This is a genomic window from Arcticibacter pallidicorallinus (assembly GCF_003002875.1).
In the GTDB taxonomy this organism is placed as follows: domain Bacteria; phylum Bacteroidota; class Bacteroidia; order Sphingobacteriales; family Sphingobacteriaceae; genus Arcticibacter; species Arcticibacter pallidicorallinus.
Genome location: NZ_PVTH01000016.1, coordinates 34,611 through 47,499, shown reverse-complemented (window position 1 = coordinate 47,499; position 12,889 = coordinate 34,611). Strand labels below are relative to the sequence as shown.

14 protein-coding genes are annotated in these 12,889 nt (G+C 42.1%); 12 read left to right on the top strand and 2 right to left on the bottom strand.

Features of this window, described 5'->3' with window-relative positions; all coding sequences use genetic code 11:
* Positions 1-62: 62 nt before the first annotated feature.
* Positions 63-461 (bottom strand): hypothetical protein, encoded by a 399-nt coding sequence (locus B0I27_RS17090; protein WP_106295634.1) that lies wholly within the window; start codon positions 459-461, stop codon positions 63-65.
* Between the two features lie 269 nt (positions 462-730).
* Between B0I27_RS17090 and B0I27_RS17085 the strand changes: the two genes are divergently transcribed.
* The 10 genes from B0I27_RS17085 to B0I27_RS17040 all read left to right on the top strand — a co-directional run bounded on the left by B0I27_RS17085 (position 731) and on the right by B0I27_RS17040 (position 9,877).
* The gene (locus B0I27_RS17085; protein WP_106295632.1) at positions 731-1,636 is read left to right on the top strand and encodes a hypothetical protein; all 906 of its coding nucleotides are present in this window, start codon (positions 731-733) and stop codon (positions 1,634-1,636) included.
* A gap of 72 nt (positions 1,637-1,708) precedes the next feature.
* A complete protein-coding gene (locus B0I27_RS17080) occupies positions 1,709-2,626 on the top strand; it encodes a hypothetical protein (RefSeq protein ID WP_106295630.1) in 918 nt (305 codons plus the stop codon).
* Between the two features lie 319 nt (positions 2,627-2,945).
* The gene (locus B0I27_RS17075; RefSeq protein ID WP_106295628.1) at positions 2,946-3,404 is read left to right on the top strand and encodes a hypothetical protein; all 459 of its coding nucleotides are present in this window, start codon (positions 2,946-2,948) and stop codon (positions 3,402-3,404) included.
* 273 nt (positions 3,405-3,677) lie between these two features.
* Positions 3,678-4,592, top strand: a complete 915-nt coding sequence (locus tag B0I27_RS17070) for a hypothetical protein (RefSeq protein WP_146133157.1) — start codon at positions 3,678-3,680, stop codon at positions 4,590-4,592.
* Positions 4,593-4,714: 122 nt separating this feature from the next.
* Positions 4,715-5,629: a hypothetical protein gene (locus tag B0I27_RS17065; protein WP_106295624.1), complete on the top strand. Its 915-nt coding sequence runs from the start codon at positions 4,715-4,717 to the stop codon at positions 5,627-5,629.
* 2 nt (positions 5,630-5,631) lie between these two features.
* The gene (locus tag B0I27_RS17060; protein WP_106295622.1) at positions 5,632-6,606 is read left to right on the top strand and encodes a hypothetical protein; all 975 of its coding nucleotides are present in this window, start codon (positions 5,632-5,634) and stop codon (positions 6,604-6,606) included.
* A gap of 65 nt (positions 6,607-6,671) precedes the next feature.
* The gene (locus B0I27_RS17055; RefSeq protein ID WP_106295620.1) at positions 6,672-7,373 is read left to right on the top strand and encodes a hypothetical protein; all 702 of its coding nucleotides are present in this window, start codon (positions 6,672-6,674) and stop codon (positions 7,371-7,373) included.
* 1 nt (position 7,374) lies between these two features.
* Entirely contained in the window at positions 7,375-7,998 is a 624-nt protein-coding gene (locus tag B0I27_RS17050; RefSeq protein WP_106295618.1) for a hypothetical protein, read from the top strand.
* Entirely contained in the window at positions 7,995-8,783 is a 789-nt protein-coding gene (locus tag B0I27_RS17045) for a hypothetical protein (RefSeq protein WP_106295616.1), read from the top strand. The genes B0I27_RS17050 and B0I27_RS17045 overlap by 4 nt, the downstream gene beginning before the upstream one ends.
* A 125-nt stretch (positions 8,784-8,908) precedes the next feature.
* The gene (locus tag B0I27_RS17040; RefSeq protein WP_146133156.1) at positions 8,909-9,877 is read left to right on the top strand and encodes a hypothetical protein; all 969 of its coding nucleotides are present in this window, start codon (positions 8,909-8,911) and stop codon (positions 9,875-9,877) included.
* A gap of 79 nt (positions 9,878-9,956) precedes the next feature.
* Here the strand turns inward: B0I27_RS17040 and B0I27_RS17035 are convergent, their stop codons facing one another.
* Positions 9,957-10,931, bottom strand: a complete 975-nt coding sequence (locus tag B0I27_RS17035) for a hypothetical protein (RefSeq protein WP_106295612.1) — start codon at positions 10,929-10,931, stop codon at positions 9,957-9,959.
* A gap of 109 nt (positions 10,932-11,040) precedes the next feature.
* Here B0I27_RS17035 and B0I27_RS17030 point away from each other — a divergent pair, with 109 nt between their 5' ends.
* On the top strand, positions 11,041-11,988 hold the full coding sequence (locus tag B0I27_RS17030; RefSeq protein ID WP_146133155.1) for a hypothetical protein: 948 nt from the start codon (positions 11,041-11,043) through the stop codon (positions 11,986-11,988).
* A 10-nt stretch (positions 11,989-11,998) separates the two neighbouring features.
* Positions 11,999-12,889, top strand: a complete 891-nt coding sequence (locus B0I27_RS17025) for a hypothetical protein (RefSeq protein ID WP_146133154.1) — start codon at positions 11,999-12,001, stop codon at positions 12,887-12,889.

Sequence of the window (12,889 nt, the reverse complement as noted above, 5' to 3'; positions counted from 1 at the left end):
AAAACCTCATGTCCATCAATCATAAGAACATCAGAGACCTGTATCCACAGAACTATAAGAAACTAATTGAGGCTGGCAAGCTGTAGTTCGTCGGGCGGACACTCTGTACCTGGGTTTTCAACGATTATCTTTCTCCAGAGTTGCCAGCCTTCGTCTATACCTGATCTTAGAAAAACGTCATTTCCATTACCGAAAGCAAGTTCATGCGCTTTTCCACCTGTGTTATCACCCCACCCTCTAAAGCCCAATACTGTATAATATTCTGAACCTCCTTCTGGTATGCCCAAAGTTGAAAGGTTTCTAAAAGAGCGTTTGAAATGTCTGTTGTAGTGAGAGGGAGCGCTGGCAACGCTTCTGATATCCTCAATTTCGATTGCACTCTGCGCCTGAACAGAGGTGAAAAAACCGGAGAACATTAAAATAAGGCAGATGAATTTTAGAATCTCGAATGACTTAGACATGATAAAGAAGTTTAAATATTTACGCTACCGACGAAGTACGTGATTCTTACTGCAATTAGATTGCAGTGTAGTTTCATTTTAGGATAAGCCGAGTGTTAGCAAGTGATATATTTCGATTTGAATAGATAGGAAGAAAAAAAGTTTCACAAGAATGAGACTGCATTCTGGCTGCAGTTTGGAAATATATCTTCGGCAATTAATAATGGCTTCTTATACAGAGGTACCTAAGTAGGGTAATCGAGGAGCGGTTTTAGCATATCAAAAAAAAAATGGAAAAAAGATTAGAAATTATTGTCAGGTCAATACTGGTCTTCGTGCTGCTATTTGGTTTCTCTGCAATCGCGCAGGTTAACCCCGTAGGTCAAAAGCTTGATGAAAGTAAATTACATCTAACTGCCGGGAGTTCCCTTGTCGATGACCAAACTGCCGATGGCGGGAAAGCTGTACTTCGGCCAGCTAATTCGCCAGGGGAAACTGTATGGTTTGGCCCGTACATTAAATATCAAGCCGGCAACTACGTTGTGCAATTTCGAATGAAGGTGTCATCTAATCAATCATCAAATTCTCTCTGCATTCTTGATATTGTAAGTTTCAGTGGTGGGCTCATCTCAAACTCGATTAACTTGAAGCCGACTATGTTCAGAAATCAGCAGGAATGGGAAATTATAAGTATCCCTGTTGTTATTGCGGAGAACGTTGATAATATCGAAATTAGGGGGGTTAACTTTACTCCAGGGATAACAGATCTTTATCTTGATTACATCAATATTGTTCCTGCTGATATACGTGGATTTTACTCTAACGAATTTACAATTACACCGGGAGGCAGTGTAGGTATAGGGACAATTAATCCGACAGCGAAACTTACTGTGGCCGGTAACATTCAGTCCCGGGAAGTCAGGGTCTCGGTTGACGCCGGAGCGGATTATGTTTTTAAAGAAGGATATCCCCTGCAGCCCCTCTCGGAGCTGGAAGCCTTTATAAAACAAAATCAACGTCTTCCCGAGATCGCTTCTGCGATGGAAATGGAAAAGGAGGGGGTGAACCTTAGTGAGATGAATATAAAGTTGCTGAAAAAGATTGAAGAGCTAACGCTTTATATGATTGATATGAAGAAAGAGAATGAGCAACTGAAGGCGCGCGTAACAAAAATTGAGAGTAGAGACGAGCTGTAGCTTAACTGACATACTGCAGTCTGGCTGCAGTGGAGCGTTTTATCTTTGTTCTCAACTAGATTTTTTAGCACTATGAGAATACGGAAATTTCGAAAAGATGCATGGAAGCATATCATGTCCATAATATGCTCGGTCCTTTTGTTCCAGATTGTCTCCGCGCAATCGGTTACAGGTCCGGACGGATATAAAGTGGTCGCTTTAGGTAGTAACAACTCTGGGGACCATACACGTTCTCTGATACTTCTTCATGAAATTTGCCGAGGTCAACCCTTAGCGTTTAACAATACAGTCGGAACAATCACAGCATTTCGAGGAAATCAATTTGCTTTCAATCGAGCGGCTATTGTGCAAGTAAATACATCATCCGCCTATTATGAAGTTTATGGGGCTATTCAGTCTTTGTCTTCAGATGATGTCTGGAAGCTGAAAACTTGCGTTTACAATGGGAAGACATATATAGCGCTTGAGGTACCCTATTCAGGGGCTTATCATAACCATGGATTCCAGTTTGCCGGGTGGGCGAATTCGAGTGGAGAAAGTTTGAAATGCGTTAATTACATGGTGAATAATCAGCCGGTAAATCAAAATCTGATTAGTGATATACAAGACTTTCAGTCAAATATGACGGGAACATATGACGTTGGCCACATGAACATTAGTGGAAAAGTAAGCATTGGGACGGGAGTTGCTGACCCTAATTATCAACTACAAGTCAAGGGGAAAATTAGAACTCAAGAGATTAAAGTGGAAAATCAAAACTGGCCAGATTATGTTTTTGATCCGTCCTACGAGCTTCAAAATCTTAAAGCAACAGAACGATTCATTAAAGAAAACAAGCATCTTCCAGGTATGCCTTCGGCGAAGGAGGTCGCCGTGACTGGGCTTGACGTTGGAGAAATGAATGGCAGACTGTTGCAAAAAATTGAAGAGCTAACATTACACATTATTGAACAGAATAAACGGATTGAGAGGCTGGAGGCCAGTAAGTAAACGTTTTGACCTATCGCTTTGAAACTATATGAAACTCGTAAAAATCAACCTTTCTTTTCTGCTCTCTTTTTAGGGTTACAATCGAAGGCTCCAAACAAATTTCTTTCCCTCGGTCGGAAATGTCGGAGTTGGGACAGGGAGTCCTACGGATAAACTTCATGTTTATACCAGTGCGCAAACGGGTGAAATTCGCATTGGAGGTAGTAACGACAATGGGAATGGACGGATTTTTATCAAAGCAGATTTTAAGAACAATCGTAGCTATATAGATGCTTTTGGAGATAATACCTTTAAGCGGCTTAATATAGAAGCGTCTCCTTTGATCTTAAATGAATCGAGCACAGGTGGTGTTGGAATCGGAACTGCGGATACCCGGGGATATAAGCTTACAGTGGCGGGTGGTGTTATTGCCGAATCCGTAAAAGTGGCTCTTCAAAGTAATTGGCCCGACTACGTGTTCAAGCCGGAACATACCATACTTTCTTTACCAGATGTCGCAAAGTTTGTGAAGGAAAACAACCATCTGCCTGGTGTTCCCTCGGCAGTCGAAGTGCAACTTAAGGGAATTGACCTGGGACAGATGGATGCTAAACTCCTGGAGAAAATAGAGGAGCTGACTTTATACATGATCGAACAGGATAAAAAGTCTTCTGAATTGCGCTCAGCACTGGATGTCCAGAGTCAAATGACGAGGGATCAGAACGAGAAAATTAAAAGGTTGGAGAGCCGATTGAACCAGCTGGGTGCATCTCGAGAAAGCGAAGTAAGCAGACGATGATGGAGCAAATTCCAATTCTACCTCTCTTTTTTGTTCTTGGCATGTTCTGCCTCCAGGTTGGCCAGTCTCGCGCTTTGTGCTTCATGTTTCCGTTCCTATTCAATCATATACATTGATTTAATTAAGCTGTGATAAAATGTTATTCTGAACCGTCTAATTATGCAGTGTTGACTTCGCTGGAAATTTAAAGAGTTTCACTGCAGTGTGGTTGCAGTGAGGGTTTTTAAATTAGCCGTCATCTGGGAGATGTAAAGAGTCCCAGACTCAAAAGATATGAAGTATGTATTTACGTTAATTCTAACTGGGATTTGTTTTTATTCTATGGGTCAGGCTATAACCAATATGCCCGTCAATGCTCCTGCAATAGGAGTTGCTGCATCTTATGATCAATTTACCTACGATAACAAACAAGTTGGGCATTATGGGATAGGGTGGTATATTGATTCTTGGCAACCGGGCGGAGCCTCGGCGTATTTGTCCGGCTATGGGGGCGTTAGGTTCTTCACTATGGGAAGACCTGTTATGTCTTTAAGCTTTGGTGGAAATGTTGGTATTGGAACAGAGGCTCCGTCCGAAAAGCTTCATGTTCTTGGCGGAGTTTACTCGAACTATCTAAGAGTGGATAATTTTTATAGTAATCGAATAAAAAATTTTTTCGGCTCCGCAAATAATCGAAGTGGCTTGGTAATTGAATCCAGTGGAGCTATAAACTATGGAATGACTGGAGCACGGTTGACCAACTTTTCTTTCAGGTGGCTGGCGCGGGATAATGGAGATATTGATTACGGGACCAATACTCATGAATTGATGCGACTGAATAGTTCCGGGAATTTAGGTATCGGCACGGCGAACCCTACGTCTAAATTAACCGTCGCAGGAAATATTGAAGCAAGGGAGGTGAAGGTTGCTGTCAATGCCGGAGCGGATTATGTATTTAGCGATGATTACGATTTAAAGTCATTAACTGAACTTGAATCTTTCGTGAAGTTAAATAAGCACCTCCCTGATATTGCACCGGCGAAACAGATGGAGAAAGATGGTATCAATCTGGCTGAAATGAACATAAGGTTACTTCAGAAGGTTGAGGAATTGACCTTGTATTTGATCGAGCAAAATAAAGTAATACAAGCCCAATCGAAAAATTTAAGGGAGCAAGGAGAGCGCATTGAAAGCCTTGAAAGGAAGTAGACTGTAATTGGCCGGGTAGTTAGTGCTATTTTTTAAAACTTGCTTACTGCAAGCTGGTTGCAGTGTGGTTTAATACATTGGTGGAATATTGTTGATTAAAGTCATAAGGTTACCAACGTGATATGAACAAGCTTCTATTTTTTCTTTTTTTTCTTTTTGTCGCCAGCGGTTTTGCCCAAGAGAATAATTTTCCAACAAACGGTACAATAGGTATGACAGGAGCGGTGGTGCCGAATACGCTGAACTTTCTAACAACCGAATCACCTTCTTGGGTAAAAGTTGGGACGCTTAATTTAGGGCAACACGGAAATAATACCAGTATTAAGTTCTATGGTGGAGATGGATATAATGCTTCGGTTTACCAGCAGGGATATACGGAAGTGCTTATTAGGACAAGTAACGCCAATTCGTTGTCTCCCGGGGGATATCCGCTTTCAGCGGTTGGAACGCGCTTTGGAAGAAGTGCATTTCCTGCCCTTGTACGAATTATCCCTACAACATCGTCCGCTAATGCGAATACTTTTGTTGTTTTCGCTTATCTGTTTAATTACTCCGGAAAGTCCTTTTATACTGTAACATCATCGGAAGGAAGCTGGACGCCCGCAAATTCGATTTCTGGAGACCCTGGACCAGGATACGACGTAACTTTTGAACAAGTTATTCGCGATAATCAATATGTACTGGGTAGTACAGGCATAGGCACAACCGATACACAGGGATATAAGCTGGCAGTACCGGGCTCCGTGATCGCCGAATCGGTAAAGGTAAAGCTTCAAAATACCTGGCCTGACTATGTTTTTGATTGTGGTCATCAACTACTTCCCCTTTCAGAGCTCGAAACTTATGTCTCGAAGAATAAGCATTTACCGGATGTGCCTTCTGCTGACCAGGTTGCAAAGGATGGGATAGATCTGGCTGATATGAATGGTACGTTGCTAAAAAAGATCGAAGAGCTGACCCTTTACATTATTCAACTTAAGAATGATAGTGACAGGCAGCAGGCTGAAATTAATAGACTTAAAAATACAAAACGATGAGAATGTTCCACAAGCTTAGCATACTTATTTGTGCATTAGGGATACCTTTACAATTAGGCGCCCAGACAACCTGGGGAGTACTAAACAGTCGGACGGATGTTCGAACAGACGCATCCTTATCTGGTGCTCAAGGCGCGGTTTCCGGGTTCTTTGAAGCAAGTGAACCTGTAAACTATCCGGCTGGGGCTTCGAGTTGGTGGCACCTGTTAGATGTTCGGCACAGCAATTCGGCAAACAACTTCGCAATGCAGTTTGCAGGTAGCTTTTTCGATCAAAGCTTGTATTTCAGGAAAACAGCAGATAATGGTTCTCGCCCTTGGTCGAGAGTTGTTCTAGAGGCTGAAGGAAAAGTTGGTATTAATACGACAACGCCGTCAGCTAGTCTCGATGTTCAGAGCAAATATGATGAAAGCAATTCCACAGGCTTAAAGATGTTCTATACAGGAACTTGGGGGTCATCGCAGTATGCATCGACATTCCGTTTCCTTGATATTTCTAGTACTGAAGGTGGTAAAATTTTGCAGGCCAATGGCTATGGTGTGGGAGTGGGCGTAGATCCGCCACTGTACGCATCGTCTGACAAGCTATACGTAAATGGAAATGTAGGTATCGGTACGAATAACACACAAGGATATAAATTAGCAGTTGCAGGAAGCATCATTGCCGAATCCATTAAAGTCAAAGTGCAAAGCGCCTGGCCTGATTATGTCTTCAGCCCACAAGCAAATCTTCCATCATTAAAGTATGTAGAAGGTTTTATATCAGAGAATCGACATCTTCCAGAGATTCCGAGTGCCGGTCTGGTTCAAAGTGAGGGTATAGATGTTGGCGAGATGAATATAAAATTACTAAAGAAGATTGAAGAACTGACATTGTATCTGATTAAACAGAACAAGGATATTCAACATCTGAAATCTTCTAATCAAAGGCTGACCGAAGATGTTAAAATGCTGAAGCAGCATGCAAATAGCAAATAGATTCCCGTGTATACTTATTGAACCATATTGAAATGAAGAGGAGATTCTTATTATTTGTTTTTTATATGCCATTTCTCGCAAGCATGGCTCAGACTAATATTTACGAGTCGAATGGGAAGGTAGGAATTGGAACCAGTCAACCGTTGAATATGCTCGATGTTAATGGTAATATTGGTTTGGCGACTGCCCTTATTCCAATGAGCATTAATTCGGAAAATGCAGGAAGCTACGCACCATTGTTGAACTTTAGTTTGAATTTTAGGGAATCAAATCTCAATCCCTCATATGTTGGGGCGGCATTTCGATTAGATTCTCGATCTAACTTTCCGTTGTATCAATGGCTTATACGTCCTCCCGGTCAAGCCTTTGAGCAGGAGGTCGTGGCTATGGCACTCACTCGAGATGGTAATTTAGGTATTGGTACGGGAACACCCCAAGAGCGGTTGTCCGTTAACGGAATGATCAGAGCGAAAGAGGTCAAAATTGAGGTTAGTAACTGGCCTGATTATGTTTTTGAACAAGCATATTCCCTCCCAACTCTCGCCGAATTGAAGGCCTATGTCTATCACAATAAGCGCCTACCAGAGGTTCCTTCTGCTAGCGAGGTTGCTGAGAAAGGAATAGACATTGGAGCGATGAACGCCAGGTTGCTTAAAAAAATTGAAGAGCTGACTTTGTATCTGTTCGAAAAGGATGAGGAAATAAGGCGAAGTAATGAGAGGATAGAAGCAATTGAAAAAAAACTTAACAAGACTAACAGCAATTGAAATGAAACAGGTTTTGCTAATTATTTTAACCTTGTGTTTTTCGGCAACATTTGGGCAGAACTTACCAAACGTACAACCACAAGCTCCAGCGATAGGTGTAAACGCCCTTGGAGATTATTTTTTCCACGATCCCCATCATCCAGGACATTATTCTCTTGGTTGGTACCTTGACTCTTGGAATCCAGGAGGCCTTACTGGATATCTTTCCGGTTTCTCAGGACTTAAGTTTTTCACTTTAGGCAGGTTAGCGATGTCTATACATGCTAATGGGAACGTAGGTATCGGGACAGCCAACCCGGTATCGATGTTATCTGTTGCAGGCGATATAACGGCCCGGGAGATCAAGGTTACGGTTAATGCTGGTGCTGACTATGTATTTGACAAGGATTATCGTCTAAGATCGCTCTCAGAAGTGGAGTCGTTTATCGCCGTTAATAAGCATCTGCCTGAGATTGAGCCAGCCAGCAAGATGGAGAGTGAGGGGATTGGTGTCTCAGAGATGAACATCAAATTACTTCAGAAAATTGAAGAACTGACACTTTATCTGATTGACCAGAAGAAGGACATTGAGCGTTTGAAAGAGTCAAATGCAAAACTTGCACAAGTTATTGAAAAGAGATTATGATTGCAATGAAAAAGTCATTGTTATGCACCCTTATTTTTTGTACTGCATATACATTAAAGGCGCAAGAGACTCTCCAGTCAGTAACAGATCGGGGAGCAACTACATCGAAAGAAATAATGAGTGATGCCGGATTTTTTTTTCGCGATCGGTGGGCTAAAGATAAGGGTTGGGCGCTATACGCAGAAGGTGGTATGGGATATCTATGGACCACAGGATTTGGCAGGTTGATGTCATTTAATTATTCTACTGGATATCTTGGCCTGGGAACATCTAATCCTGGAGAGCTAATGCATATTCGTTCCGCATCTCCCCAGATACAATTAGAAAAAGCCGGGCTACTCAACTGGTTTATTGGAAACAGGTCGGGAAATGACTTCTCTATAGGAACTGATGCGAATGGTCACTATCACGCGCTAAGGATTGATGCCAACGGAACAGTTTCTGTAAGCGGGAAGATACGTGCTCAGGAAATCAAGGTTGAGGGGGCTGGTAACTGGCCTGACTATGTATTTGAACCATCGTATCGTCCTACCGCTCTATCAGATATTGAGAGTTACATCACAACGAATAAACACCTTCCAGACATTCCGTCTGCTAAAGAAGTCGAAGCGTCCGGAGTTAACTTAGGAGAGATGAATGTGATGCTTTTGAAGAAAATCGAAGAGCTGACTCTACATCTGATACAAAAGGAAAAAGAACTGAACAAGGAGAAAGTGATCAATGAGTTGCAATCAGAGCGCCTTGATTCTATGCAGCAGCAGATTGATAAGATCGCAGGGAAATAAAAATATGCGTGTTAAAGAATAAGAGCCTTTCTTATTCTTTTTTTTGTCATGATTCATCAATTTAAAGTGAATCGCAATGCAGAAACAAAATACACCATTGATTGAAAACTTGAACCAACAATAATATGAAATATTTATATACCATTTTACTTACAGGAGTATCTTATTGTGTTATGGGGCAGGCGATTACCAATATGCCTCTTAACGAACCCTCTATAGGATATTTCGCAGCTAATAATCTATTTAACTACGATAGTAAGTCTGTAGCTCATTATGGACTGGGTTGGTATACGGATACTTGGCATACCGGTGGCCCGACAGCGTTTTTATCCGGATGGGGCGGCATCAAGTTTTTTACTGTTGGAAGATCAGTGATGTCCTTAAACGCAAATGGACAAGTTGGAATAGGAACCGAAAATCCTGCAGGGAGGTTACACATTGATGGTCCGTTGGATGGCAGCCTGGCAACAATTCGAATTGGAAGCTCTGTGCCTGGGAACATACATGTGCCTGTTGGATCTTCTACCGGGGGATATGATATTGATTTTCACACTTGGAGAGATGTTCGTCCGGAACTAATTGGAGCGCGTATAAGAGCAGAGCGGATCAATAATCTACAAAACAATAATGCATTGGTGCAGTCTATGGACTTGGCTTTTTACACCAGCGAGGGATGGGAGCAGGAGCAATTGACGGAAAAGCTGCGAATTAAAAGCAACGGAGATATTGGCATTGGCACTTCTGACCCAAAAGGATATAAACTAGCTGTTGCGGGTAGCGTTATAGCGGAGTCTGTTAAAGTGAGTCTTAAATCGGCTTGGCCTGACTATGTTTTCGGACAAGCATACGCTCTGTCCCCACTTTCAGAGTTGAAATCTTACATTACTCTTAATCAACACCTTCCGGAGATACCTTCCGCGCTCGAAGTTGCCAGGGAGGGGATAGATCTCGGAGAAATGAACGGGAAGTTGCTTAAGAAACTGGAAGAACTGACTTTATATCTCATAGAAAAGGACGAGCAAATCAAAGAAAGTAATGAGAAAATGCAGATTATGGAAGAAAAGTTAAACCGGATAATTCTTACCCTTAAATAAGAAACTCGTGTTGGCTGCCCCAAAGCTGGTCTGCTATTGGCCTGAATACGATGGTAGATACCTCAGGATAGGAGCATTACTAAGGATTTATTTGGTTTTCTAGCTGTTTAATTCTTTTATTTTGCTCAATCAAGTAGAGAGTTAACTCTTCAATTTTCTTCACTAACACTTTATTCATTTCGCCAAGTTTAATTCCATTTTTGATGACCTCTTTTTCGGAAGGCATATCTGGAAGATGCTGATTGATGTGGATAAATGACTCCACATCTTCAATGCTTTGAAGAGAATAAGCCGGATTAAAAACATGGTCAGCCCAACCTTTCATATCCACCTTTACTTCTTGGGTATGGATAGCGCCTTTTACGGAAAGCAAAGCGTCGGGTGATGACGTTCCTATACCTACGCGCCCTGCTCCGTCGATTACAATATCATCCCCGTAGTTCCACGTTTCGCCTGTGCCTGTATGCTTATCGAACTTTCTTCTTGTTCCTAAGATCAGTTTACCTGTAGCGTTGTTTGTGTTGGTGTTACCAGCAACGGTGATAATTCTTGCCTGTCCCCACATGTTGGTCCCGTCAGTATCTGCGGGAATAGCGAATTCAAGTGCGGCACCGATCGTGCTGCTTCTACCAGGGGAGTTACCTTGAATAACCATATCCCCAGAAAGTCCGTCAACAGTGTTAATGGAGGAGCCATTTCCAACCAAATGTAATTTAGCACGTGGATCGGTATTGCCAATTCCAAGATTTCCCTTAATGAAACTTTTGCCCCCAACAATTGCTGATAGACCAATATTAGGGTTGGAACTATTATGGACTGAGAAGAGAAATACATCTGCGGTATTGGAGATGCGAGCGGCACTTTCATTGTTCCACCACATGATGCTTGCATCATGCCGTATTCCACCGTTTGCGTCACTCCCTATAACAATGTCAGCAGCATATGGGTATGATGTATTTAATACGTTATTACCAGTGGTAATGATTTGTGTTTGAGAGTACGAATAGGAGCATGCAAATATTCCAATAAGTAAGAGGATGAGATTTCTTCTCATGATCAATGGTGTTTTATAGTTTATGCGAAAGTAAAAATGTACACTGCAGTCTGGTTGCAGTGTACATTTTTACTTTCGTGTAATACCAATACATATTTCATTGAAGTGTATGAAGAAACTATATATAAGCTTGCTTTTTGTCATGACCGCAAGTTTGTGCTATTCGCAGAATACTAATACCTGGCCAGCGAGCGGCAATGTGGGGATTGGAACCACAAATCCACTAGCTCCCTTAGATGTATCAGGTAATATTATCTTAAGGAACTATCAAAATGTACCAGGCGGTGGGGCGTCAATCTTGTTCACACCCTTTGGCGATGATTATACACATGGTCCGAGGATCAGGTCGTACCTGGACTATGCAGCGTATAATGATTCAAAGGCCCGATTAATACTGAGTTCTTATTGGCAAGGTCATAAAGATGAATTAACGATAATGGATGGAAAAGTTGGGATTAATACTCCCTTCCCATCAGCAGCGCTCAACGTAGATCCCAAAGGAGCTGGGGGTATTGTAGTGGGAAACGCAAACACCGCTAATGGAGGCCATACGTCGCTTATTCTCAGTATATCATCTGCACAGGACGGATATGCGTTGATTCAAGGTGTGAAAAGTTCCGGTAGCGCTCACGGCACGGTTTCGATTAATCCAGATGGGGGAAATGTCGGTATCGGTACTTCTTCACCGACGGCCAAATTGTCTGTAAAGGGAAATATACGAGCTCAAGAGATTAAGGTTGATGTTGCCAATTGGCCTGATTATGTTTTTGAGTCGGACTACACATTGAAGTCACTTGCCGACGTGGGGGACTTCATTAAAATGAATAAACACTTGCCAGGGTTGCCATCAGCTCAAGATGTAGAGCAGGAGGGAATAAATCTAGGCGACATGAATGCTCGCCTACTCAAAAAGATAGAGGAGCTAACGCTTCATTTGATTGAGAAGGATAAGGAAATCAAAGTTCTTCAAAAAGAAGGAGCAATCCACCGAAATCAGCAAGAGCAGATTGACCAACTCAAAGAGCAAATGGCTGAGCTGATAAACCGCAAGAGATAATACAATGGATATGAAAAATATTATTTTTTTAGCCGTTGTTCTGCTGATGGCGATTAGTAGCGGAGGTCAGACTCTTCAGACCGTTACACAAGCTGGAAATACGACATCGCTTCCGATTTTGCTTACTGGAGGCGATGTGCTTGGACCTGTAAATCAGATACAGTTTAAAATAAATGCAGGAATCTTGTCGGAAATTGGAGCATATCGTGTAGGTGCGTCAGGTCAATTGACAGACTTGTATTTCTCTACTGGCAGCTCATCTGTGCTATCCGAAAGGTTAAGAATAACACATGCCGGAGATGTCGGTATAGGTACTTCTAATCCGCAACAAAAGCTAGACGTTGGCGGGAATCTGTTGCTTCGTAACCAAGTTCATCAAGCGGGGGCTGGCGCCTGTATTTTCTTTTCATCGTATAAGGCTTCCCATGCAGGCCCGAGAATTAGAAGTTATCTGGACTATGCCGGTGGTTCTGAATCTTCATCCCGGTTGATTTTGAGTTCCTATAATAATGGTTATGAAGATGAGTTGACGCTGATGCAGGGTAAAGTTGGGATAGGTATGCTTAATCCAACCGAAAAGCTTTGGGTTAATGGCAACATACGGGCAAAGGAAATAAAAGTGGAAAATGGTAATTGGCCGGACTATGTATTTGATCCTGGCCATGTTTCAATGCCCCTGCTGTATGTTGAGCAATTTATTCAAAAGAACAAACATTTACCTGAGATACCATCTGCGAAGGAAGTTAGAGAGAATGGAGTAACTCTCGGTGAAATGAATTCTAAGCTTCTCAAGAAGATCGAAGAGATGACGCTTTATATGATTGAGCAACATAAAAGGCTTGACAAGCTTCAGTCAGAAGTTGATGAACTAAGAAAAGGAAACCGAAGTTTTATATTATAG

Excerpts from the sequence above, each read along its gene's own strand:
- B0I27_RS17025 (WP_146133154.1), top strand. The coding sequence starts at position 11,999 with ATGAAAAATATTATTTTTTTAGCCGTTGTTCTGCTGATGGCGATTAGT.
- B0I27_RS17035 (WP_106295612.1), bottom strand. The coding sequence starts at position 10,931 with ATGAGAAGAAATCTCATCCTCTTACTTATTGGAATATTTGCATGCTCC.
- B0I27_RS17085 (WP_106295632.1), top strand. The coding sequence starts at position 731 with ATGGAAAAAAGATTAGAAATTATTGTCAGGTCAATACTGGTCTTCGTG.
- B0I27_RS17090 (WP_106295634.1), bottom strand. The coding sequence starts at position 461 with ATGTCTAAGTCATTCGAGATTCTAAAATTCATCTGCCTTATTTTAATG.
- B0I27_RS17080 (WP_106295630.1), top strand. The coding sequence starts at position 1,709 with ATGAGAATACGGAAATTTCGAAAAGATGCATGGAAGCATATCATGTCC.
- B0I27_RS17060 (WP_106295622.1), top strand. The coding sequence starts at position 5,632 with ATGTTCCACAAGCTTAGCATACTTATTTGTGCATTAGGGATACCTTTA.
- B0I27_RS17070 (WP_146133157.1), top strand. The coding sequence starts at position 3,678 with ATGAAGTATGTATTTACGTTAATTCTAACTGGGATTTGTTTTTATTCT.
- B0I27_RS17050 (WP_106295618.1), top strand. The coding sequence starts at position 7,375 with ATGAAACAGGTTTTGCTAATTATTTTAACCTTGTGTTTTTCGGCAACA.
- B0I27_RS17030 (WP_146133155.1), top strand. The coding sequence starts at position 11,041 with ATGAAGAAACTATATATAAGCTTGCTTTTTGTCATGACCGCAAGTTTG.
- B0I27_RS17055 (WP_106295620.1), top strand. The coding sequence starts at position 6,672 with ATGCCATTTCTCGCAAGCATGGCTCAGACTAATATTTACGAGTCGAAT.
- B0I27_RS17045 (WP_106295616.1), top strand. The coding sequence starts at position 7,995 with ATGATTGCAATGAAAAAGTCATTGTTATGCACCCTTATTTTTTGTACT.
- B0I27_RS17065 (WP_106295624.1), top strand. The coding sequence starts at position 4,715 with ATGAACAAGCTTCTATTTTTTCTTTTTTTTCTTTTTGTCGCCAGCGGT.
- B0I27_RS17040 (WP_146133156.1), top strand. The coding sequence starts at position 8,909 with ATGAAATATTTATATACCATTTTACTTACAGGAGTATCTTATTGTGTT.